This is a genomic window from Cryocola sp. 340MFSha3.1, assembly GCF_000383315.1.
GTDB lineage: Bacteria > Actinomycetota > Actinomycetes > Actinomycetales > Microbacteriaceae > Leifsonia.
The window spans coordinates 202,848-229,660 of the sequence record NZ_KB911087.1 but is presented as its reverse complement, the minus strand read 5'-3'; the positions used below and the strand labels follow the sequence as shown (position 1 = coordinate 229,660).

Sequence of the window (26,813 nt, the reverse complement as noted above, 5' to 3'; positions counted from 1 at the left end):
GGGCTGTCGCGTGCCCTCTAACATGGAACGGTGCCTACACGCTTGAGCAACTACTTCCTCCGCACCCTCCGTGAAGACCCCTCCGACGCCGAGGTCACCAGTCACCGCCTGCTGGTCCGCGCCGGGTACATCCGCCGCCAGGCGCCGGGGATCTTCGCGTGGCTGCCGCTGGGGTTGCGCGTGAAGGAGAAGATCGAGCGGATCATCCGCGAGGAGATGGCGGCCGCCGGAGCGCACGAGGTGCACTTCCCCGCGCTGCTGCCTCGCGAGCCCTACGAGGCCACCGGTCGCTGGGAGGAGTACGGCGACGGCATCTTCCGCCTCAAAGACCGGAAGGGCGCCGACTACCTGCTGGCTCCGACCCACGAGGAGGTCTTCACCCTGCTGGTGAAGGACCTCTACTCGTCGTACAAGGACCTCCCGCTCACGATCTTCCAGATCCAGGACAAGTACCGCGACGAGGCACGTCCGCGGGCCGGACTCCTGCGCGGGCGCGAGTTCACGATGAAGGACGCCTACTCGTTCGACTACACCGACGCGGGCCTCGACACGAGCTACACGGCGCAGCGCGACGCTTACGAGCGCATCTTCACGCGTCTCGGCCTCTCGTACGTGATCGTCCAGGCGGATGCCGGAGCGATGGGAGGCTCGCGGTCGGAGGAGTTCCTCCACCCGACCGTCGTCGGAGAAGACACGTTCGTTCGGTCGCCCGGGGGCTATGCGGCGAACGTCGAGGCGTTCACGACGCTCGCGCCGCCCACGCGCTCCTACGAGAAGCTGACGCCCCAGGAGGTGCTGGACACCCCCGGAACGCCGACCATCCAGTCGCTTGTCGAGCTCGCCAACGAGAAGCACCCGCGGCCCGACGGCCGCTCGTGGACGGCTGCAGACACGCTGAAGAACGTCGTGCTCGCGCTGACGCACCTCGACGGCACGCGCGACCTGGTGATCGTCGGGCTTCCCGGCGACCGCGAGGTCGACATGAAGCGCGCAGAGGTGGCCTTCGCGCCCGCCGAGGTCGAGGCCGCGACGGACGAGGACTTCGCCAAGCATCCCGGCCTCGTGAAGGGGTACATCGGACCCTGGTCTGCCGAGGGCCCCGTCCTGGGCGAGGAGTCCGCGACCGGCATCCGCTATGTCGTCGACCCGCGCGTGGTCGACGGCTCCGGCTGGATCACGGGCGCGAACATCGAGGGCAAGCACGTCTTCGGACTCGTCGCCGGCCGCGACTTCGGCTGGGACGGCGTGGTCGAGGCCGCCGAGGTCAAGGCGGGCGATCCGGCACCCGACGGCTCCGGACCCGTCGAGCTCGCCCGCGGCATGGAGATCGGCCACGTCTTCCAGCTCGGCCGCAAGTACGCGGAGGCCCTCGGGCTCAAGGTGCTCGACGAGAACGGCAAGCTGGTCACCGTGACCATGGGGTCCTACGGCATCGGCGTGACGCGCATCCTCGCGATCATCGCGGAGGAGAACAACGACGACCGCGGCCTGGTGTGGCCCGAGTCGGTCTCGCCGTTCGACGTGCACGTCGTGGCGGCCGGACGTGAGCAGGTCGCCTACGACGTGGCGGAGGAGGTCGTCGCCCAGCTGGAGGACGCCCGCCTCGACGTGCTCTACGATGACCGGCCGAAGGTCTCGCCCGGTGTGAAGTTCGGCGACGCCGAGCTGATCGGCATCCCGCGCGTTCTCGTCGTCGGCCGCGGCGCCGCCGAGGGCGAGGTCGAATTGTGGGACCGCCGCTCGGGCGACCGCCGGACGCTGTCCATCGCGGAAGCCGTGGCGGAGCTCACGGCGTAGCGGACGAGGGAGGTCAGCCGGTCACGCGTCGTCGCCGGCGATCTCTACGTGGATGCGGCGGAGATCCTCCACCAGGGAGCCGATCAGCACCCAGTGGCGCGGGTCGGGCGTCGCGACCGTGAGAGGTGCGGTGAGCACCGGGATGCCGGCCGTCTCGGTCCCGGGCTCGACGATCGGTTCGTCGGGGTCGCGCGCCAGCAGCCGGAGGTCATGGGCAGCGCGATCGAGCTCGTCGGCGATCGCGTGGATGGTCGGCTCGCCCGCGAGGCTGTCGTCGTAATGGTCGTGGTAGGCCCGCGTCATCCCGAGTGTGCGGTTGATCAACGGCCGCAACCGGTCGAAGAGCTCCTGGTCGTGCTGCAGGAAGACCCGGTGCTTGCGTTGCCGCGGATTCAGCGACAGGCTCTCGTCTGCCGCGGTCAACGCCGACTGCGCCTTGGTCTCCATCGGGCGGAGCAGCCGCGCCTCGATGAGGAGCGCATCCAGTTCGCCACGCGTGTGCGTCGTGGTCAGGGCGTCCGCCAGGCGCTCGAGAGTGGAGGCGGTCTCGCGCCCGAGCGCGATCACGGCCTGACGTGCGGGCGCCGTCAGCACCGGCGGCACGATGGCCACGTTGACGACGACGCCGATGACCGCGCCGATCACCGTCTCCACGATCCGGGCGAGCGCGTACTCCGGGTCGGATGCGCCGATCGCCAGCACCAGCATCGCCGTGATCGGCACCTGGTTCGCGGTTCCGGGCGTCAGCCGTAGCGCCCAGGCGAGGAGGACCGACACGACGACCGCGAGCAGCACGATCCAGCTGTTCGTCCCGAAGGCGAGACCGATCAGGTAGGCGATCACGACGCCCACGATCACGCCGATCGAGCGCTCGATCGCGCGCCCGACGGACTGGTTGACGCTCGGCTGCACGACCAGCAGCGCTGCGATCGTCGCGAAGATCGGCAGTTCGCCGTGCACGAAGATGCTCGCCACCGCCCAGGCGAGGATCATGGCGACGGCGGTCTTCACCACCTGCAGGAACGGCGCGCGGGTCGAGGTGCGGATGGTGGCGGGGAGGGCGATCCCCGCCGGGAGCCGGCTTCCGGACGATCTGGTGCGTGCCACCCCTCAACGCTACCCGGCGGCGTACGACGTGTACGCGCGCACCGACCGCTGCAGCTGCGCCTCCCGGGCGGCGCTCAGCGGGGCGAACGGCAGGGGCGTGACGCGCCCGCCGTCGCGGCGCCAGGTTCCGACGACCCGGCCTCCGGCCACGATGATCGGCTGGAAGATGCCGTTGTTGCCCGGGACGATCAGCTCCCAGTGCCCCTCGTCGAGGATCGGAGAGCGATCCTGGTACCCGAGCAGGTACTCGTCGAACCCGGGCAGCAGGTGCACCGCATCCTTCTCGCCGCGGGTCGGGGGAGTGGATGCCGCACGGTCGGCTAGCTCGGCGGTCAGCAGGTACTCCACACCGTCGACCTCGAGGGTCGTCAGCGCGTCCCCGAGCACCGCGCGCGCCGTCTTCGCGCCCGCGACCGTCCCCTTCGTCCACCACACGAAGTCCTTCACCGTCGCCGGACCGTGCCCGTGCAGGTAGCGGAGGAGGAACTGCGCGACCGCCTCGTCCGGTTCGAGGGCCGGTGGTGCGGGCGCCCACTCGTCGAGGAGCACCAGCGCCTGCGTCGGGTTGCCATTGCCCGACCGGACGACGGGACCCCAGCACAGCAGCCCGGTCTGGGCGAGGTAGTAGATCAGGTGATAGCCGCGCTGGCCCGTGGTCGCTATGCCTGCGTCCTCCCACAGCTGCATCACTTCGGCGCGGCCGATGCTCCCGCCGCCGGTGAGCGCCGCTGTGACGATGTCGGCTGCGCGCGTGAAGTCGGCTGCGGTCAGTTCGAGCTGCTGCTGACGCCGCGCAAGACCGGCCACGATGCGGTCGGTGGTGACCGACAGCATCCAGCGCAGGTCCTCCGGCGGGACGAAGTGCAGTGTTCCGCGCATGGGCCACGATCGGATGATGCGGCCGGCATCGAGCGCGGCCAGCACGTCGCTCTGGGCCGCGCCCGTGGTGCGCAGTGCGAGCGCCCAGCAGCCCGCGGCGAAGTCCTGACCCTGGAGGGCAAGCATGCGCCGCGCGACCGAGGTCACGTCCGGCTCGCGCGGACCGTCGATCGCCTGGGCGAGCCGGCGGAGGCGGAGCAGATCGGAGCGGCGGGCGGGCATGGGAGTCAGCTTGCCAGGGACCGCCGACACCCGCATCCCGCGCGAGGCGAGGCGCGGTGGGCGCTCCGGGCGGCTAGCGGAGCAGGCCGAGCTCGGTCAGCTGTTCGCTGAGACCGGCGCCGTCCGGCGAGTACACCCACGGCGTCCCGGACAGCTCCGCGTGCTTGTCGGCCTTCGACCGGCCGCCGGCGAGCACCGCCTCGCCGCTGGACAGCTGGCGGATGGCCACGGCGGCGACGTTCTCCGGATGCTCCGTGGTGAATTCGCCGTAGAGGTCCTCGTCGTGCTGGCCGTCGTCGCCGATGAGCAGCCACTTGAGCCCGGGGAACTCCTCGGCCAGGCGGGCGAGGCTCGTGCGCTTGTGCTCGCGCCCGCTGCGGAACCAGCGGTCGTGCGTCGGGCCCCAATCCGTCAGCAGCAGCGGACCGGCGGGGAAGAGGTTGCGGTTCAGGAACCGGGTGAGCGTCGGCGCGACGTTCCAGGCGCCCGTCGAGAGGTAGATCACGGGTGCGCCCGGATGGGATGCGGCCAGCCGCTCGAGGAGGACCGCCATGCCCGGCGTGGGCACGCGGGCGTGCTCATCCAGAACGAAGGTGTTCCAGGCCGCGAGCAGCGGGCGGGGGAGCGCGGTGACCATCACCGTGTCGTCGACGTCGGAGATGATGCCGAAGGTCGCCTTCGGATCGACGATGAACACCGGAGCCTCGAACACCCGTGCCGACTCCGAGGTCGAGAGCTTGATCGTGTGCCACCCGGGCGCGAGCTGAACCGGGACGACCGTGTCGATGACGCCGCCACGGTCGGTGACGACCTCGTGCCGGTCGCCCTCGATCTCGACCGTCACCGTCGTCTCCGCCAGCGGGACGCTGATGAAGGAGCGCCAGCCGCGCACCGACTCCTCGCGCTTGCGGTGCAGACGCTCGGCGCGACTTCCTGGCCGCGGGTCTTTCGCCAGCACGACACGGCCCAGGATGCGCACCCAGCTCGGCGAGCCGTATCCGGTGTACGGGACGATCGTCGCGAGGAATCCGCGCTTGCGGGCGCGGCGCGCACGGAACTCGTGGAACGCGTCCTCGATGCGCGCGGCGCGGTGCATGATGGGCTCGACCGCTGCGCTACGACGGACGACGGAGTCGCCGGAGACGTGCTCGGGGCGCGATTCGGGGGAGGGCATCTGAGTCATTTTCTCATGGAGTGAACGTGCACACGAATGCATCCCCCAGATCTGGGGGACATTTCTGCGGCGCGTCGAAGGGTATTCCCCAGCGGAAGTGAGGTTTCCCCGAATATGATCCCGTTAGTGCGACGGTGATCCCGTCGCCGGGCTGGGGACCCGCACCACCACCTTGTTCGAGAGAAAGAAGGAGCCGCCCTCGTGCCCATCAACGATCTGGTCGCCGGTCAGAACACCGTCGGAGCGCCGCTCGTGCGCACGGAACCGATCCAGGAGCGCAGCGCAGCGCGCATCGACGCCCTCCTGGACGCCGCCGCCGAAGTGGTCGACGAGATCGGCTTCGATCGGCTCACCACCGCGATGGTGGCCGAACGAGCCGGTGCCTCCATCGGGACCGTGTACCGGTATTTCCCGGACCGCATCGTGCTGTTGCAGGCACTGCGCGACCGCGCGCTGCTGCGGTACCGCCGCTCGGTCGTCGAGGCGATCGACGCCCAGTCGCCCGAGCATTGGTGGAACGCCGTGGAGTGCGCGATCGACGCGTTCGTCGACATGTTCCGCACCGAGAGCGGCTTCCGCATCATCCGCTTCTCGGGCGCTGAGCGCGCGGGTGCCGGCGAGGAGGACCTCGCCCAGGACACCGGCTTCGCCCATCAGTTCGCGCAGATCCTCGCGGACGAGTACGGGCTCCCGGCCGGAGAGGATCTGGCCTTCCGCCTCCAGGTCGTCGTCGAGATCATGGACTCCCTGATCACGCGCGCTTTCGTGGAGGACCCGAACGGCGACGAGCGCTACATCGCCGAGGCGAGGACGGTCGCCCGCGAGTACCTGGAGCGCCGGTTCGGCCCCGAGTCCTGACTCGGTGACCCGTTCGCCGGATTCTCTTCCGGCGGGAATGTCGGTGGTCGGTGGCAAGTTGCCATCCACACGGGCGCGCGTTCCGAACAAGGAGCGCACGTGCCGAACGGCCGTGACACCGACAGAAGGGGGGCCGGCAGTGCGACCGACCCTGAATGCCACAATTCGACGCATTCCATTGCGCAAACGGCCGGACGCTGTTTGGCTGGGTGAGATGGCCGCACCAGCTTCCGCATCCCGCGACACCGATATCGCAGCGACCCCGGCGACGGGAGCGCGCTCGTGATCGAGTTCCGCGATGTCACGAAGCGCTTCCCGGACGGGACGCTGGCCGTCGACGACTTCTCCCTGGTGATCCCATCGCGCAAGATCACGGTGCTCGTCGGATCGTCCGGCAGCGGCAAGACGACGATCCTCCGCATGATCAACCGGATGGTCGATCCGACCTCCGGGCAGATCGAGATCGACGGCGAGGATGTGCTGTCGCTCAAGCCCGTCGCCCTGCGCCGCTCGATCGGCTACGTGATGCAGAACTCGGGGCTGCTGCCGCACCGCAAGGTCGTCGACAACATCGCCACCGTCCCGCTGCTCAAAGGCGTGAAGAAGAAGGATGCGCGGGAGCGTGCACTCGAACTGATGGACACGGTTGGGCTCGAGCGCTCGCTCGCCGATCGGTACCCGAGCCAGTTGTCGGGCGGCCAGCAGCAGCGTGTGGGCGTCGCCCGCGGGCTCGCGGTCGACCCGAACATCCTGCTGATGGACGAGCCGTTCGGCGCCGTCGACCCGATCGTCCGCGACGATCTGCAGAACGAGCTGCTCCGCTTGCAGCGCGATCTCGACAAGACGGTCGTGTTCGTCACGCACGACATCGACGAGGCCTTCAAACTCGGCGACCAGGTCGTCATCTTCCGGAAGGGCGGCATCGTCGCGCAGAAGGGCACGCCCGCCGAGATCCTGGCCGACCCGGCCGACGAGTTCGTCGCGTCCTTCGTCGGCGCCGACCGCGGACGACGGGCACTCCACGTCGAGGAGACGCCGACCGGTTCGGTGCTCGTCGACAGCGACGGCCGCGCCGCGGGCGTCCTCTCCGGCTCGTCGCGTGGCGCCGCCGCTCCCTCCGAGGCAAAGGCCGCGACCGTCTCGGTCGCGGGTGCTCCGGCGCAGGGTGAGGACGCGTCGTGAGCTTCTTGTGGTCGAATCTCGGCCAGGTCTGGAATCTCACGGTCACCCACGTGTGGCTCGCCGCTCTCCCGATCATCATCGGGTTCGTGGTGTCGCTTCCCATCGGGTGGGTCGCGAACCGCTATCGCTGGAGCCGCGGTGTGCTGCTGACGATCGGCGGCATCCTCTACACGATCCCGTCGCTGCCCCTGTTCTTCGCGATGCCCGCCCTGATCGGCACGCAGATCCTGTCGCCGCTCAACGTCGTGGTGGCGCTGAGCATCTACGCGCTCGCGCTGATGGTCCGCACGACAGCGGACGCACTGGGCTCCGTGCCCGGTGATGTGCTGCAGTCGGCGACCGCCGTCGGGTTCTCGGCCTGGCGCCGCTTCTGGTCCGTCGAGCTCCCGCTGGCCGGACCGGTGCTGCTCGCGGGCCTCCGGGTGGTGTCGGTCAGCACGGTCAGCCTCGTGAGCGTCGGAGCGCTTCTGGGCGTCCCGAACCTCGGCTACCTGTTCACGGACGGCCTCAACCGGTCGTACACCGAGGAGGTCCTGGTCGGCATCATCCTCATCATGGTGGTGGCGCTCGTCTTCGACCTGATCCTCGTGGGTCTCGGGCGCGTGCTGCTGCCCTGGACGCGATCCAACCGGCGCGCCGGCCGCCTCAGCAGGCGCGCGGCGATGAGGGCGGTGACCGGCGCATGACCGACATCCTGGCCGCCTTCGGGTGGATCGGCGACCCGACCAACTGGTCCGGGCCGAGCGGTATCCCGGCGCGTCTGGGCGAGCACATCGCCTACTCGCTGCTGACGCTGCTGCTCGCTGCGATCATCGCCCTGCCGATCGGTTTCGCCATCGGTCACTCCGGTCGCTTCCGCGGACTCGCGGTCGGCGTGTCCGGGGCGCTGCGTGCGCTGCCGACACTGGGCCTCGTCATCTACCTGGCGCTGCTCACGACCAACCTGACCATCGTCCCGCCGCTGATCGCGCTCACCATCCTCGCGATCCCGCCGATCCTGGCCGGCGCGTACTCCGGCCTCGAGTCGGTGGACCGCGCTCCCATCGACGCCGCCCGGGCGATCGGGATGACCGGCTGGCAGGTGTTCACGAAGGTCGAGCTGCCGCTGTCGCTGCCGCTCGTGATCGGCGGCATCCGTTCGGGCGGCCTGCAGGTGATCGCCACCTGGACCGTCGCGGCCATCCTGCCGGTCGGCGGCCTCGGCCGGTTCCTATTCGACGGCATCGCCGTCCAGAACTACCCGGAGATCCTGGGCGGCTCCATCATCGTGGTCGCCCTCGCCCTCGTCGCGGACGGGCTGTTCGCCATCGTCCAGCGCCTCGTCGTGCCCCGCGGTGTCACCGCCGGACGGGTCCGCGACAGCGCGGAAGGTGGCCGCTCGGCCGCCCGCCCGGTGCCGGAAGGCGCCCCAACGACCTGACCCGTCCTGTCCAACCCAGCACACCAGCCTCCCGACCGGGAGCACCCAAGAGAAGAGAAGATCATGTTCGCATCGAAGAAGAGCCGCCTCGCGGCCGGCGTGCTCGCCGCCGGGGCGCTGCTCGCCCTCAGCGCCTGCTCGTCCGGTGGCGGCGCGTTCAGCAGCGACTCCGCCTCGTCCTCCAGCGACACCGTCACGGTCGGTTCGGCCGCGTTCGGCGAGTCCGAGATCCTCATGCAGATCTACGGCCAGGCGCTCGAGGCCAACGGCGTCAAGGTCGCGTACAAGCCGAGCATCGGCCAGCGCGACGTCTACCTGAAGGCGCTGCAGGACGGCTCCATCGACCTCATCCCCGAGTACAGCGGCAACCTGCTCCAGTTCTACGACAAGAACAGCACCGCCACCTCCAGCGACGACGTCTACGCCGGACTCAACGACGCCCTGCCGAAGGGCTTCGAGGTGCTCGACCAGTCGGAGGCGCAGGACGCCGACTCGTACAACGTCACCAAGGAGTTCTCGGAGAAGTGGGACGTGAAGAGCCTCGATGACCTCAAGAAGGTCACCGACCCGCTGACCGTCGGCGCCAACCCGGAGTTCCAGACCCGCCCGTACGGCATCCCCGGGCTGAAGTCGGCGTACGGCGTCACCGCGACGCTCAAGCCGATCAGCGACTCCGGCGGACCGCTGACCGTCGCCGCCCTCAAGAACGGCGACGTCCAGCTGGCCGACATCTACACGACGACCCCGGCCATCAAGGACAACGGGTTCGTGACCCTGAAGGACCCGAAGAACCTGATCGCCGCGCAGAACATCGTGCCGCTGATCAACAGCAAGAAGGCGTCCGACAAGGTCAAGGACGTGCTGAACAAGGTGTCGAAGGAACTCACTACCGAGGACCTCATCGACATGAACGGCGAGAACCAGGGGTCGAGCAAGACCCAGCCGGACGCCGTCGCCAAGAAGTGGCTCCAGGACCACCCGATCAAGTAACGGTTCGGTCGGCTCCATCAAGCGGCGGCTCGGGTTCCCGGGCCGCCGCTTCCATGTGCCGGCTCTCGCGCTTGCCGAGCACCTTCTTGACCACGAACACCGCGATGATGAACAGCGCGATGACGGCGACGAAGGCGTATCCCGCCCAGTGCAGGTCACGCGACAGCTCGCGATAGCCGCCGGCCGCGGCCGAGCCGACGCTCACGTAGGCGAACGCCCAGAGCACGCAGGCGGGAGCCGTCCAGGCCATGAAGGTGCGGTACCGCATCGGGCTCATGCCCACGGTGAGCGGGATGAGCGAGTGCAGGACCGGGAGGAACCGCGACAGGAACACGGCGATCCCGCCGCGGCGCGCCAGGTACGCTTCGGCGCGGTCGAAGTTGCGGGTGCCGACGCGGTTGCCGAGCCGGCTGGTGCGGATGCGCGGGCCGAACCAGCGACCGAGCGCGAATCCGAGCGACTCGCCGCAGAGTGCTCCGACGATGACGACGGCGACCAGTGCGACGTACTCGACCGGGTTGGCCACGCCGGTGCTCGCGACCAGCACGATCGTATCGCCCGGGACGATGAGCCCGATCAGGATGGACGTCTCGAGCAGGATGCCGAGCCCGGCCAGCAGCGTCCGGAGGACCGGGTCCACACTCTGCACGAGGTCGAGCACCCAGGTCAGCGCGTCGTTCATGTCGTCCCTCCGGGCTGCGGCATAGCGGAAGCGTAGCGGCGCGGGCTGGCTCGTTGCTGCGAAGCCGGATGCGACCAGCGGCCGGATCAGCTGACGAGCACGACCACCGGCGGCACGACGACGAGCAGCACCGTCGTCACCACCACGGTCGCGCGCAGCACGGGCCCGACCGTCCGGCGGCCGTCGGCCAGGCGCTCCTCGCGCGCGACGAGGGCGGCGCGCCGCTGCTCCGGCGTCCGGCGATCCTTGGGAGCGCCGAGGACGGCGCCCGCCTGCCCTGTCTCGTCGACGAGCCGGATCGCCCCCGCGAGCACGCGGTCTCCCGCCTCGTGGCGCGCGGTGTCGTCGGCGAGCATCTCCAGGAGCAGCGCGACGGCGTCCTGCGCCCGGGTGGCGATGGGGAACCAGGGGAGGGCGCGCTTCCAGGAGCGGAACGCATCCAGCAGCAGGTGGTGCTTCTGCCGCAGGTGGGCGCGCTCGTGGGCTACCACGGCATCCAGCTGGTCGGGGGAGAGCAGCGCGATCATGCCCTCGGAGAGCACCGTTACGCTGCGCGCGCCCGGCAGGCAGTACGCGGCCGGCGCAGGATGGTCGATCACCCTGGTTGTCGGAGCGTCCGGCAGGGGAGAGGACAGCAGCCGCAGCAGCTCCATGTGCCGGTGGCGCTGGTTGCGGCTGCGAACGGAGGTGAGCGCGAGGTTCAGGAGGAGGTGAGCTGTCAGCAGCACGGCCGCGCTCAGGAGGAAGGCGTTGAGGAGGCTGGCGTCCGGCGGCAGGGGTCCGTGGAACAGCGACGCGGCCGCTCCGCCGATGCGCGACCACAGGTCGTCGCCGAACGGCTGCAGCCCCGCCAGCAGCAGTGAGCCGATCATCGAGATGCCTCCCGCGAGGGCGATCGACTGCCAGAGGGCGACGGCCAGCACAGGGGCGGCGGAGGGCCACTTGGCGCGCGCGAGCAGCAACGGCACAGGCCAGGCGAGCGCGATGGCGAGCGCGCCCAGGAAGATCGCGCCGGCGAGCCCGGCGGCGGGGTCGCTGCTCACACGCTGCGGGCGTCGAGCAGGCGGCGCAGCACCTCGGCTTCGGACTCGTCGACCGAGCCGACGAAGTAGGCGAGCGCCTCGGTGCGGTCGGAGGACGACTCCAGCACTTCGCGCATCAGATCGGCGACGTGACCGGCGCGGGTCAGGGCGGCGTAGTACAGGTGCGGCCGGGCGTCGCGGTCGCGGGCGACGAACCCCTTGGCCTCGAGCCGGGAGAGGACGGTGAGGATCGTCGTGAGCGCCGGTGCCTTGCCGGTCTCGCGGGCCGCCGCTAGCTTGTCGCGTAGCTCACCCGCGGTGATGGGGGCGCCGCCGTCCCACAGGGCGTCCATGACGGCCCGTTCGAGTTCTCCGAGATTGGCCACGAATCCAGAGTAGCGCGAACAGGCTGAGAATGTTCTACACTTCGTAGAAGTTCAGTTCTACAATGTGTAGAAGAGGCGAAGGGAACTCACGTGAACGAACTGCTGGACCCGCTCCTACTCTCGCGTTGGCAGTTCGGGCTCACCACGATCTACCACTTCCTGTTCGTGCCGCTGACGATCGGCCTGGTCACCTGCACCGCGATCTTCCAGACGGCCTGGTACCGCACGGGGAAGGCGCACTACCTGCAGCTGACCCACTTCTTCGGCAAGATCTTCCTGATCAACTTCGCGATGGGCGTGGTGACCGGCATCGTGCAGGAGTTCCAGTTCGGCATGAACTGGTCCGACTACTCGCGCTTCGTCGGCGACATCTTCGGCGCTCCGCTCGCCCTGGAGGGGTTGCTCGCGTTCTTCCTGGAGGCGACGTTCATCGGGCTGTGGATCTTCGGGTGGGACCGCCTCCCGAAGGGGCTGCACCTGGCGACCATCTGGATCGTGTCGGTGGGCAGCATCCTCTCGGCCTACTTCATCCTCGCGGCGAATGCCTTCATGCAGAACCCGGTCGGCTATCACCTGAACGCCGCGAAGGGCCGGGCGGAGCTCACGGATCTCTGGGCCGTGCTCACGAACAAGGTCGCCCTCGCCGCCTTCCCGCACACGATCTTCGGCTGCTTCATGGTCTCGGCCGGCCTCATCATCGCCGTCGCCGCCTGGCACCTCTCGCGCAACAAGCACCTCGAGACGATGCGGCCAGCGCTCACGTTCGGCCTCTGGCTGATGGTCGGCGCGGGGATCGGCACGGTCCTGAGCGGCGACCAGCTCGGTCTCGCCATGGTCGAGACGCAGCCGATGAAGATGGCCGCCGCCGAAGCGCTCTACAAGACCTCGACCGGAGCCGACGCCTCCTTCTCGATCTTCACCCTCGGCACCCCGGACGGCGTCCACGAACTGTTCTCGATCCGCGTGCCGTACCTGCTGTCGTTCCTGTCGACGCACAGTCTGAACGGCACCGTCGAGGGCATCAACGACCTGCAGGCGCAGTACACGCAGCTCTACGGCCCCGGCGATTACACGCCGACCATCTGGATCACCTACTGGGCGTTCCGCTGGATGATCGGGCTCGGGATGCTCCACGTCGCCATCGCCGTCATCGGCCTCTGGCTGACCCGCAAGGGCCGCACCCCGACCCGCGCCTGGCAGTGGAAGATCGCGATCTGGGCCATGCCGCTCTCGCTGCTGGCGATGATCGTCGGCTGGATCTTCACCGAGATGGGGCGGCAGCCGTGGATCGTGTTCAGCCTCATGAAGACGGCCGACGGCGTCTCGCCCGGCACGACCGGACTCGAGGTGCTGATCTCGCTCGTCGCCTTCACCGCCATCTACGGCACCCTCGCGGTTGTCGAGTTCAAGCTCATCAAGCGCGCCGCCCAGAAGGGCCCCGAGCCGATCGAGAAGCACCTCGACGACGCCGGCGAGCCCATCCCCGTCGCCACGGTCTACTAGGAGGATCACGACAATGGATCTCGCAGTTCTCTGGTTCGGCATCGTCGCCTTCTTCTTCGTTGGCTACTTCGTGCTCGACGGCTTCGACTTCGGGGTGGGGATGGCGCTGCCGTTCCTCGGCCGCGACGACGTCGACCGCCGCGTGATGATCAACACCATCGGCCCGGTCTGGGACCTCAATGAGACGTGGGTCATCGTCGGAGGCGCCGCGCTGTTCGCGGCCTTCCCCGAGTGGTACGCCACGCTGTTCAGCGGCTTCTACCTGGCGCTGCTGCTCATCCTGCTCGCGCTGATCGTGCGCGGCGTGTCGTTCGAGTACCGGCACCAGCGCGCCGGCGCCCGGTGGAAGAAGTGGTTCGACGGGATGATCATCGTCGGCTCCGCGGTCCCCGCGTTCCTCTGGGGCGTCGCGTTCGCGAACATCGTGCAGGGCGTCGCGCTCAACGCCAACCACGACTACACGGGGACGCTGTTCGACCTCCTGAACGGCTACGCGATCGTCGGCGGCCTGACGACCCTCCTGCTGTTCTTCACCCACGGCGTCGTCTTCATCTCGCTGAAGACGGATGGCGACCTCCGCGTCCGGGCACGGCGGCTCGCCGCGCGCTCGGGAGCTGTCGCCATCGTGGTCGCGGCGGTGTTCCTCGGCTGGACGGCCATCTCGCACTTCTCGCCGGTGTTCCTCGCGCTCGCGATCTTCGCCGCGGTGGCGCTTGTCGCCTCCTGGATCGCCAACCTGCGCGGGGCCGAGGGATGGTCGTTCGGGTTCATGGCGGCCACCATCGCCCTCGCCGTCGTGTCCCTGTTCGGTGCGCTGTTCCCCGACGTGATGCCCTCCTCGCCGAACCCGGAGAACAGCCTCACCATCGCGAACGCGTCCAGCTCGCAGACCACGCTGACGATCATGACGTGGGTCGCGGCGATCTTCCTTCCGCTGATCCTCGTCTACCAGGGCTTCACCTACTGGATCTTCCGCAAGCGGGTGACGCGCGACCACATCCCGCAGGAGGCGCCGGACGCCGGTGGCACCGACGACACGCAGCAACCCGTGACGGCCTGACGTGCGCCCGCTCGACCCCCGACTTCTGCGGTACGCCTCGGCGACCCGCGGCACCCTCGCCGCGGGCGCCGGGCTTGCGATGCTGCAGACCGCATCCATCATCGCCTTCGCCTGGCTGCTGACGGATGTCGTGGTGCGCGCGATCGCCGGGGAGCCGCTCGCGAGCCTCAGCCCGACCATCGGCCTGCTGAGTCTCGTCGTGGTCGTGCGCGCGGGGCTGCTGTGGGCGGTCGAGTCGGTGTCGTCCCGCGGCGGAGCGCGCGTCGTCGGGCAGCTGCGGGAGCGCCTGGTCGCGGCGGTCGGACGGCTCGGCCCGGTGCGGGTCGCCCGCAGGAGCACCGCCGACGTCACGCTCGTCGCCGGCCACGGCATGGATGCGCTCGACGGCTATTTCGCGAAGTACCTGCCGCAGCTGATCGGCACCGCCATCGCGACGCCGCTCCTGGTGCTGACGATCGGCTGGCGCGACCTCACCAGCGGGATCATCCTCGTGATCACTCTCCCGCTCATCCCGGTGTTCATGGTGCTGGTCGGCTGGGCGACCCAGGCGGCGCAGAAGCGGCAGTGGCGGGCGCTCTCCACCCTCTCGAGCGGCTTCCTGGATGTGGTCGCCGGGCTCTCGACGCTGAAGCTGTTCGGGCGGCAGCACCGCCAGGAGGCGCGGATCCGCCAGGTGAGCGAGCAGTATCGCGTTCACACCATGCGGGTGCTGCGCATGTCGTTCCTCTCCGGGTTCGTGCTGGAACTGGCCGCGAGCCTGTCCGTCGCGGTGATCGCTGTCGCGATCGGTCTGCGACTGCTGGGAGGCTCGCTCGACCTCTCGGTCGGACTGTTCGTGCTGCTGCTCGCGCCCGAGGCGTTCCTGCCGCTGCGCAACGTGGGCGCGAGCTACCACGCGGCCGCGGAGGGCATCGAGGCCGCGTCGAACGCGTTCGAGGTGATCGAGGCGGCGGAAGCCGTGGACGCTGTGACGCCGGATGCGGATGTCGCCGCCGGGACCGGACTGGTGTTCGAGGACGTGCGGATCGCGTACGACGGACGCACGATCGTCGATGGCTTCAGTGCCGCGGTGCCGCCGGGGACGCTCGCCGTGCTCCGGGCGCCGAGCGGGGCCGGCAAGTCGAGTCTGGTGAGCGCGGTGCTGGGCTTCACTGCGTTCGAGGGCCGCATCCACGCGGGCGGCCGCACCGACGCGGTGGGGCGACGCGAGGCGATCGCATGGGCCGGGCAGCGGCCCGGGCTGCTCGCCGGGAGCATCGCGTCGAACGTCGCGCTGGGCGATGCGCCGGACGCCGCCGGCACGGATGCATGGGTCGCTGACGCGCTGCGGGATGCCGCCGCCACCGAGCTCGACACGACTCTGGAGCTCGGCCCCGGCGGGTCGGGGCTGTCCGGCGGCCAGGCCCAGCGGGTCGCGGTCGCCCGAGCACTGTATCGCCTGCGGTGGCGTCGGTGCCCTGTGCTGATCCTGGACGAGCCGACCTCGGCGCTCGACGCGGAGACGGAGGCCCGCCTGCTGCGCGCGGTGCGGCGTGCGGCCGACGACGGCGCGGCGGTGCTGGTCGTGAGTCACCGGCCGGCGGTGGCGGAGGCGGCGGACGTCGTGCTGACGCTGCCCGCCCGCGATGCGTCGGACGAGGCCGCCGCGAGCACGCAGTCCGAGGAGAGCGAGGTGTCCGGTGTCCGCTGAATCGAGGCTCCGAGAGACGCAGGCGCAGGGTGCCGCGGACCCCGCGGAGGTGCGCCGCATCCTCCGGCTGGCCATCCCCTCCGCAGGTCGGCTGTGGGCCGCCATCGCGTTCGGCTTCCTGAGCGGCGGAAGCGCGGTCGCGCTGTTGGGCGTCTCGGCGTGGCTGATCACGCGGGCCTCGGAGCAGCCCGCGCTGATGTACCTGTCGGCCGCTGTCGTCGGCGTCCGGGCGTTCGCCCTCGGGCGCGCGTTCTTCCGCTATCTGGAGCGGCTGGCCGGGCACGACGCGGCCTTCCGGCAGCTCGGGACGGTGCGCTCGCGCCTCTACGCACGACTGGAGCCGCTCGCGCCGGACGGACTGCGCGGTGTGCGCTCTGGCGACCTGCTGGCGCGGCTGGCGGACGACGTGGACGAGCTCCAGAACCTGGCGCTGCGGGTGATCCAGCCGCTGGTGAGCGCGGGTCTGGTCGCCGTCGGCAGCATCGTCGCCGCGTTCCTGATCCTCCCGGCGGCGGGCGTCGCCCTGCTGGTCACGCTGGCGGTGGCCCTGGTCGCGGGGATGCTGGTGAACCGGTGGGTCGCGGGGGCTGCCGAGCGTCGCATCGCGCCGCTCCGGGCCGAGCTGAACGACGCCCTGCACGACCTGGTCGCGAACCTCGATGTCCTGACCGCGTACGGGGCGCTTCCCGCGGCGCAGGAGCGCGTGCGCGCGGCCGGAGAGCGGCTGACGGCGGCGTCGCGCACGCGGGCGGTGGGTCTCGGCCTGACCGCGGGCGTGGTGTCGCTCCTCGCGGGCGCGGCGACCGTCCTCGGGCTCTCGGGAGGCATCCCCGCGGTGATCGGCGGCTCGCTCGACGCCCCGGGACTCGCCGTCGTGGCCCTGCTCCCGCTCGCTGTCTTCGAGGTCTTCGGCACCGTGCCGCTGGCGTTCGGTGCCTGGCGACGGGTGCGCGCGAGCGCGGAGCGGATCGCGTCGGCGGCGCCGATCGAGGTGCCGGACGGCGTCCCGGTGGATGCGCCGGGCGCCCGGGCGCTGGACGTGAGCGGTGCTGCCGGCAGCGTCCCGGAGGTGCTGCTCGACGGTGTGTCGGCGCACTGGCCGGACGACGATCACGACGTGCTGCGCGAGCTCGACCTGCGGCTGCGGCCGGGGGAGCGCGTGCTGCTCACCGGCCCGACCGGTGCAGGCAAGACGGCTCTCGCCCACGTGCTGACGCGCCTGATCGATCACACCGGGGACTACTCCATCGACGGCGTCCCGGCCCGCGACCTGCGCCAGGACGACGTGCGACGCGTGATCGGGCTGGTCGAGCAGCGTCCCTACCTGTTCGACTCCGACCTGCGCCAGAACCTGCTGTTCGCACGCGACACGGCGACCGATGACGAACTGCTGGATGCGCTCGACCGGGTGGGACTGCGCGACTGGGCTCTCGCCCGCGGCGGACTGTCTGAGCCGGTCGGCGAGCGCGGCGCCCTGGTGTCGGGCGGTCAGGCCCAGCGGATCGCGCTCGCCCGCGCGCTCCTCGCCGACTTTCCGGTGCTCGTCGTCGACGAGCCAACCGCGAACGTCGACAGCGCGGTCGCCGATGCGATCGTGCGGGATGTGCTGCGGACCGCGGCGGAGGACGGCCGGACGGTGCTCCTGATCTCGCACACGGACGTTCCGACCGAGCTGGTGGATCGGGTGGTGCGGCTGGAGGATGGCGCGCTGGTCGGGTAGCGGGGTCGTTGCCGGGCCGAGCGGATCAGGGCAGCGGTCGCGCCAGCGCGGCGAACCGCGCGCGCCAGGCGTCGGTCCGCGCGGGATCCTGCGCGAGAGCCGGCCCGCCCACCCATGCGGTGACGGCGCGGATGCCGTGCAGCGCGTTCACGGCCCACAGCACCGCGCCCTCCAACTCCGACGGCCGGACGGCCACATCCTCGACCGGGACGCCGAGCGCAGCGGCCACACCCCGTACCGTGCGCGCGGCGACGCTGTCGACCCGCGGGAGCGAGAAGGGCGGCGCGAACAGTGCATCACCGCGCCACCAGAGCAGTGCGGTCGTCGTGCCGTCCGACACGCGGCCGTGGTCGAGGATGATCGCCTCCTGCGCCCCTCGGCGCTGCACCCGCTGACGGAGTGCGCTGAGCCGATCGAGGTCCGGCCCCTTCAGGTGCGGGACGACGCGCGGGTCGGCGTCGGCGGTCGCGACCACCAGTTCGGAGGTCAGTTCTGGTGCCGTCCGAAGCCGGAACCGCAGGCGCAGGGCGTCGCGAGTACGCACGAGCTCCAACCGTGGAAACCAGTCGCCCTCGCGCGGCAGCGAGCCGATCGCGGCATCCCAGAAGGCGTCCACCTCGGCGCGGTCGGCGAAGCCCTGCTCGCGCACGGTCTCGGCGAACCGGCTGCGGTGCAGCCCGAGCGCCAGCACTCGGCCGTCGCGGACCAGGAACGAGTCGGCGCCGAGCAGCTCGGTCTCCGTCACCTCGCAGTCGTCGCGCACGCGGAGCTCACCGCCCGCCCAGTCGGCGAGGGAGCTGACCGGTCCGGTGCTGTGCGTGTCCACTCGCCTAGGCTAGTCCGGTGCTCACCCCGCTCCGCGTGCAGCCGCTCGACACCTGGGTCGACTCGGCCGACGCGTTCGCGACGCTGTTCGGCGGCTCGGACGGTGTGGATGCGGTCTGGCTCGACAGCGGGCCGGAGGCCCTCAGCGGCCGGTCATACATCGGGACGGGCCGTGTGCGGATGACCGCGTCCGTCGCCGACGGCACGGTCACCGTCGACGGCGTGACGCAGCCCGGGGACGTGCTGGATGCCCTGGGCGCCGACCTGGGACTGTGGCACGGCGAGCAGGCCGAGCGCCTCGCCGCTCCGATCGGCTGGTGGGGGCGTCTCGGCTACGAGGCCGGTGCGTCGGCAGCCGGTGCGCCGGTCGCGGTGCCGGAGCACGGCCGCACGACCGACGCATCCCTGCTCTTCGTCGACCGCGTTGTCGCCTTCGACCTCGCCGACCGGACGATCGAGATCGTCGCCCCGGACGACGCCGAGGGAACGGCCTGGATCGACGCGACCGTGAGGGCGCTGGCGACCGCCGCTGGTACCGCCGACGCCTACCTGGCCGCGCACCCCATCCCGCAGTCCGTCGCTCACTGGCGCCACGACGACGATGCCTACCTCGCCGCGATCGAGGCGTGTCAGGAGGCGATCAGGGCGGGCGACGCCTACCAGCTCTGCCTCACCAACCGCGTCTCCGCGCGCAGCGCCGCCGACCCGCTCGCCGTGCACCTGCGGCTGCGGCGGGCGAGCCCGGCGCCGTTCGCCGGCTTCGTGCGGATCGCCGGGGAGACGCTCGTGAGCTCGTCACCGGAGGAGTTCCTGCGCGTCGACGGAGGTCGCGTCCGCACCCGCCCGATCAAGGGCACGCGGCCGCGCGGAGCCACCGTCGCCGCCGATGTCGAACTGCGCGCGGAGCTGGAGGCGAGCGAGAAGGAGCGCGCCGAGAACGTGATGATCGTCGACCTGATGCGCAACGACCTCGGGCGGGTGTGCGAGGTCGGCTCCGTCGAGGTCACCCACCTGCTCGCGGTGGAGAGCTACGCGCAGGTCCACCAGTTGGTCTCGACGGTCGAGGGCCGGCTCCGCCCCGGGCTCGGCGCGGTGGATGCGGTGGCCGCGTGCTTCCCGGCCGGCTCGATGACCGGGGCGCCCAAGCTGAGTGCGATGCGCATCCTGCACCGGCTGGAGGGCGGCCCGCGCGGGGCGTTCGCCGGGTGCTTCGGCTACCTGGGAGTAGACGGCACCGCGCATCTCGCGATGGTGATCCGCAGCATCCACTTCAGCGGCGACGCCGTCGTGATCGGCGCGGGAGGCGGCATCACCGCGCTCTCGGTCCCTGCGGAGGAGCTGGCGGAGGTGCGCGTGAAGGCGGCGGCGTTGCTGGCGGCGGCCGGACTCAGCGGCGGGAGCACGCCCACGGCGAACTGAGGGCGCGCTGGGAACGGACTGGACGTCGCCGACGTTTAGTAGTCTGGAGTACCGGGCGCGCGCCGCCCGTCCTCTTCCGTGCCGCCAGAAATCCCGACGCGGCACGACGGAACCGAGATTGAGAGTCACGTGGCACACGAGCACGACGCAGCCGGCACCACGGCAGCGAGCACCCCCCAGCAGACCGGTCGCGCCCACGACGAGCGCGCCGCCTACGATTTCGCCGCCATCCAGGACAAGTGGCTCCCGGTCTGGGAAGAACTGCGGCCGTTCGCGACCGACGACCCCGCCGACAGCCGCCCGCGCAAGTACATCCTCGACATGTTCCCCTACCCGTCGGGCGACCTGCACATGGGTCACGCCGAGGCGTACGCCCTGGGCGACGTGATCGCGCGCTACTGGCGCCAGCAGGGCTTCAACGTGCTGCATCCCATCGGCTGGGACTCGTTCGGCCTGCCCGCCGAGAACGCCGCCATCAAGCGCGGCCTCGACCCGGCCGGCTGGACCAACGACAACATCGCCCAGCAGAAGGCGAGCATGCGCCGCTACGCGCCCAGCTTCGACTGGGACCGCGTGCTGCAGACCTCCGACCCGGCGTACTACCGCTGGAACCAGTGGCTGTTCCTGAAGCTGTACGAGAAGGGCCTGGCGTACCGCAAGGCGAGCCAGGTCAACTGGTGCCCGTTCGACCAGACGGTTCTGGCGAACGAGCAGGTCGTCGGCGGCCGCTGCGAGCGATGCGACAACCTGGTCACCAAGAAGAAGCTGACGCAGTGGTACTTCCGGATCACGGACTACGCCGACCGCCTGCTGGACGACCTGAACCAGCTGGAGGGCGCCTGGCCGTCCAAGGTGATCTCGATGCAGCGCAACTGGATCGGTCGCTCCACGGGCGCGGACGTCACGTTCCGCATCGAGGGCCGCGACGAGCCGGTGACCGTCTACACGACGCGTCCGGACACGCTGTACGGCGTGACGTTCATGGTGGTCGCGCCCGACTCCGACCTGGCCAGCGAGCTGGTCGAGGGCGCGCGTCCCGAGGTGCGCAAGCGCTTCGACGACTACCTGGATGTGGTGCGCGGCACCACCGAGATGGACCGCCTGAGCACGGAGCGCGAGAAGACCGGCGTGTTCCTGGAGCGTCACGCGATCAACCCGCTGACCGGGGAGCGCATCCCGATCTGGGCCGCCGACTACGTGCTGAGCGACTACGGTCACGGCGCGATCATGGCCGTGCCCGCGCACGACCAGCGCGACCTCGACTTCGCGCGCGCCTTCGACCTGCCGGTGCGGGTCGTCGTCGACACGACGCAGCCGGTCACCGGTGCGATCCCGGTCATCCACACGGATCCGGAGACCGGAGAGCCGATCCTGCCGGAGGAGGCAGCGCTCGAGAACCCGTCCGAGACGGGCGTCGCGCTGACCGGAGAGGGGCGCCTGATCAACTCGGGGCCGTTCGACGGCCTGAGCAAGTCCAACGCGATCCGTCGCGTGACGGAGGCGCTGCAGGCGTCGAACCTGGGCGCACCGGCGAAGAACTTCCGCCTGCGCGACTGGCTGATCTCGCGACAGCGCTACTGGGGCACGCCCATCCCGATCATCCACTGCGAGCAGTGCGGCGAGGTGCCGGTGCCCGAGTCGGAGCTGCCCGTGCTGCTGCCGCCGGCAGACGGCCTCGACCTGCAGCCGAAGGGCACCAGCCCGTTGGGCGGAGCGACCGACTGGGTCAACGTCTCCTGCCCGAACTGCGGCGGACCGGCCAAGCGCGACACGGACACGATGGACACGTTCGTGGACAGCTCCTGGTACTTCCTGCGGTTCCTGTCGGCGAACGACGACACCCAGGCGTTCGACCCGCGCGAGGCGGAGAAGTGGGCGCCGGTCGACCAGTACGTCGGAGGCGTGACCCACGCCATCCTGCACCTGCTGTACGCGCGCTTCATCACGAAAGTGCTGTTCGACCTGGGCTACATCAGCTTCACGGAGCCGTTCACGGCGCTGCTGAACCAGGGCCTGGTGCTGATGGACGGCTCGGCGATGTCGAAGTCGCGCGGCAACCTGGTGAAGCTGTCCGAGCAGCTGGACGAGCACGGTGTGGATGCGGTGCGCCTGACCATGGCGTTCGCCGGCCCGCCGGAGGACGACATCGACTGGGCGGACGTCTCGCCGTCGGGAAGCGCGAAGTTCCTGGCGCGTGCCTGGCGGATCGCGGACGACGTGACCAGCGCGCCCGACGTCGTCTGGAAGACGGGCGACCCGGCCCTGCGCCGCGTCACCCACCGCTTCCTGGCCGACGCGCCCGGACTGGTCGAGTCGTTCAAGTTCAACGTGGTCGTCGCCCGGCTGATGGAGCTGGTCAACGCCACGCGTAAGACGATCGACTCCGGGCCCGGTGCGGGCGACGCCGCCGTCCGCGAGGCCGCCGAGGTCATCGCGATGGCGCTGAACCTGTTCGCCCCGTACACCGCGGAGGACATGTGGGCGAAGCTCGGCTACGAGCCCTCGGTGGCACTGGCGCAGTGGCGCAAGCCCGACCCGACCCTGCTCATCGAGGAGTCGGTGACCGCGGTGGTGCAGGTGGACGGCAAGGTGCGCGACCGCCTGGAGGTCTCGCCGAAGATCGCGTCGGACGAGCTCGAGGCCCTGGCGCGCGGTTCCGAGGCCGTTGTGCGCTCGGTCGGCGACCGCGAGATCGTCAACGTGATCGTGCGCGCACCGCGACTGGTCAACATCGCGACGAAGCCGCGCGGCTGAGCGCAGCGCCCGTCTGAGCGGGCACGTCGTCGGAAGCGCCGGGTTGTTCACAGCCCGGCGCTTCCGTCGTCTCTCCACGGATGCGGTGGTGGTGGGGCTCTGTGGCGACGGTGCTTCGTAGCGTGAGGGGATGCGACACCGTGCCGAGCCCTCAGCCGTCGGTTCCGGCGTACCCGAGCGGTCCGGTTCGGAGCCGGGGCCGGAGCCGGACGTCGGTGCCGAGAGTCTCGAGCCGATGGAGGCGGCCGACGGCCGGGGTTCGCGGCGGGTTCGTATCGGTGTGGGCGCGGCGATCGTGCTGGCGATCGTCGCAGCGGTGGTCGCCGTACTGGTGTCGGCGACCGCGCAGCGGGGGGCGTCGATCGACCTCGGAGCGACGCTGCCGCCGTCCGCCGGCGCGAGCGGCCTGCCGACGTCGGGGCCGTCCGCGGCTGGCGGGCGGCTGCTCCTGCACGTCACGGGCGCGGTGCGGGAGCCCGGGCTCGTCGACCTCCCGGCGGGGTCCCGGGTGGTGGATGCGGTCGCCGCCGCCGGGGGAGCAGCCGACGGCGCCGACATCGCCGCGGTGAACCTCGCGCGGCCCGTCGCCGACGGAGAGCAGCTGGTGGTGCCGCGGATCGGCGACCCGCCCCCGGTGGGCGGAGCTGCATCCGGTGGGCCGGCCGCAGGGACGGGCGGCGCGGGCGGTGCGACGGGTGCGCCTGGCGTGCCGGTGAATCTCAACGCGGCGACGCCGGCGGAGTTGGAGACGCTGCCGCGGATCGGCCCGACGCTCGCTCAGCGGATCGTCGACTGGCGGGCCGCGAACGGCCGGTTCGGCGCCGTCACGGACCTCCTGAAGGTCTCCGGGATCGGGCAGAAGCTAGTCGACGGCCTCAAGGATCGGGTGGTCGTCTGATGCCCGCGGTCAGCCGAGGGCTTCCTCCAGTGCTTCCTGAAGGCGGTCGTCGACCATGATCGACACTTTGCCGTTCTCATCCATCGATGAGACTCGGGTGACCTGCTGATTGCGTGAGAACAGCACGTCGGCGGATATGACGCCGCCAGGGGGAAGGCCACCGCTGAGGACATGCTGGGTGAGACTCACCAGGTGCTCGACGGCGGCCATCGTCTCCGGCCCGGTGATGGGGACAGCGATGATCATGTGACGGTGTGGCAGGGTGAAAAGCGTCCCCAGAGGAGCGGCGCCGAGCACGGCGGGCAGGTTCGCGGCCTTCGACGCCGTGAACAGCGAGTCCCCGGCGATGACGTGGATCCCCTCGACAGGCTCGATGCGCTCGTCGACGGGTTCCCGGTCGGTGTTGAGCTGCCCGTACGCGTACAGCTCGTCCACGCTCAGAGCGAGGTCGTCGATGTCAGAGTCGTCGATGAACTTCACCGTGGTTGGAAAATCGACGCAGAGGGCGAGAATCAGATCATCGGTGAACGGTCGCGCATAGTAGAACGTCGGTTCGTTCGGGCCGCCCACGCCGCCGGGGAGGATCCGCGTTCGCACCTGCCGTCGCAACTGGTCGGCGGACAGCTGCGTGGCTGCCGGGGTGTTTCGTGCGTCGAGCAGATTGTCGATGTGCTGGGTGACCACCGTCACAGCCTGATCTGCGGTCGCACCGTGGGTCTTGGCGAAGGCGTTGAAGAGCGGATACAGCTGGCCGTCGGCGGCGATCAGCCTGACGTCCTCCGGTTCGGCACCGTATTCGATCGTCGTCTCGACGCCTCGCTCAGCGAGAATCCGTCTGGCTGTTGAAGTCACCCATTCGATGCGATCCGCAGGCTGCGGCTCGTCCTTGCGGCGTCGAAACAATCCCAATGGTCCTCCCTGTGTCGTCGTCAGCGTAGCAAGCGCGTGCGGTCCGGGCGTCGCATCGACGACCCGAATATGCTCACTACCGAGCACAGCGTCCGAGGTGTGGGGCCGATCGATGACGGTGTGATGTTCTCGTTCACGCAGACTTAGCGGCTGTATCGTCCACACTCCGATTGCTCTGGCAGTTATCCACTGATCAGTGGTCGTCGGGATGGGGCACCTCAGTCGGTTCCTAGCGTGAAGGGATGCGACACCCACCTGACTCCCTTTCCCGACCCCGCGGCGCTTCCGCACCAGACGTCGCCGCAACCGGGCTGGTTCGGTTGATCGTGGGCGGCGAGAAGTCGTCCGATGCCTGATCTGCGGCTCGCCCTGCCCGCGTGTGCGCTCTGGATCGCGGTAGCGGTGCTCATCGGCGTACCGGAGCTCGCCCCGGTCGTCGCTCTCGCGTCCAGCGCGATCGCCATCGGTGCTCTCGCATGGCGTGTCCGGTTGGCGGTCGGTCCTCGACGTCGGTCGTCGGCACGCTCCTCGCGTGGTGGGGTCCCGCTCGTCGCGTTGACGCTCGTCGGGGTGGCCGTCGGTGCCGTCGCGGTTACCGCGCAGACGCCGTCACGGCAGTCCCCGGGACTCGAATCCGCGGTGTCGGAGTCGGAGGTGGTCTCGATCCTGGTGCGGGTAGAGCGGGCCCCGCAGCGGGTCGCCGCAGGATTCGACGGGGGCGCACGCTGGAGTCTGCGCGGCCGGACGGAGGGCGGAGGGGCGTCTATCCCGGTGTCGGTGTTGTTCGGCGCGAGCGCGCACGACGCCCGTGCTTGCGCGTTCGGAGCTGTCGTCCGCGTCCACGGCACCGTCCGGCGTGAGGAGCCTGGAGAGCCGACGACATACACGGTCAGCGCGCGAGACGACGTGGCCGTGGCCACTGCTCCGCCGCCGTGGCTCGGCTGGGCGGCGTCCGCGCGCGAGACCTTCGCGCGAGCCGCGGCGTCGACACCGGGTGACGGCGGCGCGCTGCTCCCCGGACTCGCGATCGGTGACGAGACCGCTGTGTCGGTCGACCTCGACGAGGCGATGAAGGCGGCATCGCTCAGCCACCTCACGGCCGTCTCGGGTGCCAACTGCGCTCTCGTCATCGCCCTGGTCTTCGGCCTCGCGCGTCTGGCGGGGCTCGGACGCCGCTCGCGCATCCTGGCGGCCGCCGCAGCCTTGGCGGCCTTCGTGACGCTGGTCGGACCGGGAGCGAGCGTCATCCGGGCGGCTGTCATGGCGGCGGTGCTGCTGATCGGATTGGCGCGCGGCCGGCCTGCGGACGGCATTCCTGCCCTCGCTCTCGCGATGGTCGTTCTGTTGGTCCACGACCCCTGGCTGGCGCGCGACTACGGCTTCGTGCTGTCGGTACTCGCCACAGCCGGGCTGCTGGTCCTCGCGGGACCGTTGAGCCGACTCTTCACTCGCTGGATGCCGCAGTCGCTGGCCATCGCCGTCGCGGTCCCCACGGCCGCCCAGCTCGCCTGCCAGCCGGTGCTGCTCCTGCTCGCGCCGACGCTGCCGTTATACGGCGTGCCGGCGAACCTGCTCGCCGAGCCGGCGGCACCGGTGGCCACGATGCTCGGCTGCATCGCGTGCGCGTTGCTTCCGCTGGCGCCCGGGCTCGGTCAGGCGGTCATCTGGTTAGCGTGGCTGCCTTCTGCCTGGATCGCCCAGGTCGCGGTGTTCACGAGCCGGCTTCCTGGTGTCGCGGCGCCGTGGGCGCCGGGGCTGGTCGGAGTGCTGTTGAGTGCGGCGGTCCTCGTCGCGGTCGCCGTGATCGTTCTCGGGCGGAACTCCTCCCGGGTCGTCTCGATCGTCGCCGTCGTCGCCCTGTGCGGGGGAGCGGTGGTCTACCTCGCGACGCTGGGCGGGGGGCTCGTCGGGCGCGCGCTCGCACTTCCGCCCGATTGGCAGCTCGCCGCCTGCGACGTCGGCCAAGGGGACGCCCTACTGATCCGCGACGGCGACGCCGTCGCCATGATCGATGTCGGGCGGGAGCCGGAGCCCGCGGCGGCATGTCTCGACCGCCTGGGCATCACCCGGATCGACCTCCTCGTGCTGAGCCACTTCGACGCCGACCACGTCGGCGGGCTGTCCGCTGTCGCCGGTCGCGTCGAGCACGCGATCGTTCAGCGCCCGGTGCGCGATGCCGACGAGCGCACGCTCGCGATCCTCCGGGCGGCGGGAGTGCCGACCGAGCACGGCTACGCAGGATTGTCGGGACGGCTAGGAGGCGTGAGCTGGCGCGTGCTCTGGCCGCCGGCGCAGCCCACAGGCGGCCAGGAGGAC

General features: G+C 70.4%; 21 protein-coding genes and 1 pseudogene. 14 read left to right on the top strand and 8 right to left on the bottom strand.

Going from position 1 to position 26,813, the window contains the following annotated elements:
- Positions 1-30: 30 nt before the first annotated feature.
- Positions 31-1,797, top strand: a complete 1,767-nt coding sequence (locus H284_RS0101120) for a proline--tRNA ligase (RefSeq protein ID WP_029042771.1) — start codon at positions 31-33, stop codon at positions 1,795-1,797.
- Positions 1,798-1,818: 21 nt separating this feature from the next.
- Here H284_RS0101120 and H284_RS0101115 read toward each other — a convergent pair whose 3' ends face one another.
- The 3 genes from H284_RS0101115 to H284_RS0101105 form a co-directional block, all read right to left on the bottom strand.
- Entirely contained in the window at positions 1,819-2,904 is a 1,086-nt protein-coding gene (locus H284_RS0101115; protein ID WP_018190878.1) for an FUSC family protein, read from the bottom strand.
- A 9-nt stretch (positions 2,905-2,913) separates the two neighbouring features.
- On the bottom strand, positions 2,914-4,005 hold the full coding sequence (locus H284_RS0101110) for a winged helix DNA-binding domain-containing protein (RefSeq protein ID WP_020074853.1): 1,092 nt from the start codon (positions 4,003-4,005) through the stop codon (positions 2,914-2,916).
- Positions 4,006-4,078: 73 nt separating this feature from the next.
- A complete protein-coding gene (locus tag H284_RS0101105; protein WP_018190880.1) occupies positions 4,079-5,179 on the bottom strand; it encodes an App1 family protein phosphatidate phosphatase in 1,101 nt (366 codons plus the stop codon).
- A gap of 201 nt (positions 5,180-5,380) precedes the next feature.
- Between H284_RS0101105 and H284_RS0101100 the strand changes: the two genes are divergently transcribed.
- The 5 genes from H284_RS0101100 (at position 5,381) to H284_RS0101080 (ending at position 9,629) form a co-directional block, all read left to right on the top strand.
- Positions 5,381-6,037 carry a TetR/AcrR family transcriptional regulator gene (locus tag H284_RS0101100; RefSeq protein ID WP_020074852.1) on the top strand — a complete coding sequence of 219 codons (657 nt, stop codon included), beginning with the start codon at positions 5,381-5,383 and terminating at the stop codon, positions 6,035-6,037.
- A gap of 282 nt (positions 6,038-6,319) precedes the next feature.
- Positions 6,320-7,219 (top strand): ABC transporter ATP-binding protein, encoded by a 900-nt coding sequence (locus tag H284_RS0101095; protein ID WP_020074851.1) that lies wholly within the window; start codon positions 6,320-6,322, stop codon positions 7,217-7,219.
- Complete coding sequence (locus tag H284_RS0101090; protein WP_018190883.1) at positions 7,216-7,905, top strand: ABC transporter permease; 690 nt, start codon at positions 7,216-7,218, stop codon at positions 7,903-7,905. The genes H284_RS0101095 and H284_RS0101090 overlap by 4 nt, the downstream gene beginning before the upstream one ends.
- Positions 7,902-8,639, top strand: a complete 738-nt coding sequence (locus H284_RS0101085; protein WP_020074850.1) for an ABC transporter permease — start codon at positions 7,902-7,904, stop codon at positions 8,637-8,639. Before H284_RS0101090 ends, H284_RS0101085 begins: the two co-directional genes overlap by 4 nt.
- A 63-nt stretch (positions 8,640-8,702) precedes the next feature.
- Positions 8,703-9,629: an ABC transporter substrate-binding protein gene (locus H284_RS0101080; protein WP_018190885.1), complete on the top strand. Its 927-nt coding sequence runs from the start codon at positions 8,703-8,705 to the stop codon at positions 9,627-9,629.
- Here the strand turns inward: H284_RS0101080 and H284_RS0101075 are convergent.
- From H284_RS0101075 to H284_RS0101065, 3 genes are all read right to left on the bottom strand, one after another.
- Complete coding sequence (locus tag H284_RS0101075; RefSeq protein ID WP_020074849.1) at positions 9,622-10,311, bottom strand: DedA family protein; 690 nt, start codon at positions 10,309-10,311, stop codon at positions 9,622-9,624. The two genes, H284_RS0101080 and H284_RS0101075, sit on opposite strands and share 8 nt — an antisense overlap.
- Positions 10,312-10,397: 86 nt before the next feature.
- A complete protein-coding gene (locus H284_RS0101070) occupies positions 10,398-11,354 on the bottom strand; it encodes a M56 family metallopeptidase (RefSeq protein ID WP_018190887.1) in 957 nt (318 codons plus the stop codon).
- Positions 11,351-11,719 carry a BlaI/MecI/CopY family transcriptional regulator gene (locus tag H284_RS0101065; RefSeq protein WP_029042769.1) on the bottom strand — a complete coding sequence of 123 codons (369 nt, stop codon included), beginning with the start codon at positions 11,717-11,719 and terminating at the stop codon, positions 11,351-11,353. The genes H284_RS0101070 and H284_RS0101065 overlap by 4 nt, the downstream gene beginning before the upstream one ends.
- Positions 11,720-11,809: 90 nt before the next feature.
- Between H284_RS0101065 and H284_RS0101060 the strand changes: the two genes are divergently transcribed.
- The 4 genes from H284_RS0101060 to cydC are packed head-to-tail and all read left to right on the top strand — an operon-like array spanning position 11,810 to position 17,692.
- Complete coding sequence (locus tag H284_RS0101060; protein WP_020074847.1) at positions 11,810-13,222, top strand: cytochrome ubiquinol oxidase subunit I; 1,413 nt, start codon at positions 11,810-11,812, stop codon at positions 13,220-13,222.
- Between the two features lie 13 nt (positions 13,223-13,235).
- Positions 13,236-14,282 carry a cytochrome d ubiquinol oxidase subunit II gene (gene cydB, locus H284_RS0101055; RefSeq protein WP_020074846.1) on the top strand — a complete coding sequence of 349 codons (1,047 nt, stop codon included), beginning with the start codon at positions 13,236-13,238 and terminating at the stop codon, positions 14,280-14,282.
- 1 nt (position 14,283) lies between these two features.
- A complete protein-coding gene (cydD, locus tag H284_RS0101050; RefSeq protein WP_020074845.1) occupies positions 14,284-15,972 on the top strand; it encodes a thiol reductant ABC exporter subunit CydD in 1,689 nt (562 codons plus the stop codon).
- Positions 15,962-17,692, top strand: coding sequence for a thiol reductant ABC exporter subunit CydC (gene cydC / locus H284_RS0101045; RefSeq protein WP_020074844.1), 1,731 nt, complete (start codon positions 15,962-15,964; stop codon positions 17,690-17,692). Before cydD ends, cydC begins: the two co-directional genes overlap by 11 nt.
- A gap of 25 nt (positions 17,693-17,717) precedes the next feature.
- Here cydC and H284_RS0101040 read toward each other — a convergent pair whose 3' ends face one another.
- Positions 17,718-18,518: an aminotransferase class IV gene (locus tag H284_RS0101040; protein WP_020074843.1), complete on the bottom strand. Its 801-nt coding sequence runs from the start codon at positions 18,516-18,518 to the stop codon at positions 17,718-17,720.
- A 17-nt stretch (positions 18,519-18,535) separates the two neighbouring features.
- Here H284_RS0101040 and pabB point away from each other — a divergent pair, with 17 nt between their 5' ends.
- The 3 genes from pabB (at position 18,536) to H284_RS0101025 (ending at position 23,588) form a co-directional block, all read left to right on the top strand.
- Positions 18,536-19,936 (top strand): aminodeoxychorismate synthase component I, encoded by a 1,401-nt coding sequence (gene pabB, locus H284_RS0101035; RefSeq protein WP_020074842.1) that lies wholly within the window; start codon positions 18,536-18,538, stop codon positions 19,934-19,936.
- A gap of 129 nt (positions 19,937-20,065) precedes the next feature.
- Positions 20,066-22,690 carry a leucine--tRNA ligase gene (leuS, locus tag H284_RS0101030; protein ID WP_020074841.1) on the top strand — a complete coding sequence of 875 codons (2,625 nt, stop codon included), beginning with the start codon at positions 20,066-20,068 and terminating at the stop codon, positions 22,688-22,690.
- Between the two features lie 235 nt (positions 22,691-22,925).
- Complete coding sequence (locus tag H284_RS0101025) at positions 22,926-23,588, top strand: ComEA family DNA-binding protein (protein ID WP_020074840.1); 663 nt, start codon at positions 22,926-22,928, stop codon at positions 23,586-23,588.
- Between the two features lie 9 nt (positions 23,589-23,597).
- Here the strand turns inward: H284_RS0101025 and H284_RS0101020 are convergent, their stop codons facing one another.
- The gene (locus H284_RS0101020) at positions 23,598-24,662 is read right to left on the bottom strand and encodes a hypothetical protein (protein ID WP_231371036.1); all 1,065 of its coding nucleotides are present in this window, start codon (positions 24,660-24,662) and stop codon (positions 23,598-23,600) included.
- 183 nt (positions 24,663-24,845) lie between these two features.
- On the opposite strand from H284_RS0101020, the pseudogene H284_RS21240 reads away from it, so the two are divergent.
- Positions 24,846-26,633 (top strand): annotated as a pseudogene (locus H284_RS21240) (ComEC/Rec2 family competence protein); the annotation flags it as partial.
- Between the last annotated feature and the right edge of the window lie 180 nt (positions 26,634-26,813).

What these genes read in the sequence shown, in the direction of transcription:
- H284_RS0101110 (WP_020074853.1), bottom strand. Translation starts at nt 4,005, where the DNA reads ATGCCCGCCCGCCGCTCCGATCTGCTCCGCCTCCGCCGGCTCGCCCAG.
- H284_RS0101105 (WP_018190880.1), bottom strand. Translation starts at nt 5,179, where the DNA reads ATGCCCTCCCCCGAATCGCGCCCCGAGCACGTCTCCGGCGACTCCGTC.
- H284_RS0101085 (WP_020074850.1), top strand. Translation starts at nt 7,902, where the DNA reads ATGACCGACATCCTGGCCGCCTTCGGGTGGATCGGCGACCCGACCAAC.
- H284_RS0101080 (WP_018190885.1), top strand. Translation starts at nt 8,703, where the DNA reads ATGTTCGCATCGAAGAAGAGCCGCCTCGCGGCCGGCGTGCTCGCCGCC.
- H284_RS0101075 (WP_020074849.1), bottom strand. Translation starts at nt 10,311, where the DNA reads ATGAACGACGCGCTGACCTGGGTGCTCGACCTCGTGCAGAGTGTGGAC.
- cydB (WP_020074846.1), top strand. Translation starts at nt 13,236, where the DNA reads ATGGATCTCGCAGTTCTCTGGTTCGGCATCGTCGCCTTCTTCTTCGTT.
- H284_RS0101025 (WP_020074840.1), top strand. Translation starts at nt 22,926, where the DNA reads ATGGAGGCGGCCGACGGCCGGGGTTCGCGGCGGGTTCGTATCGGTGTG.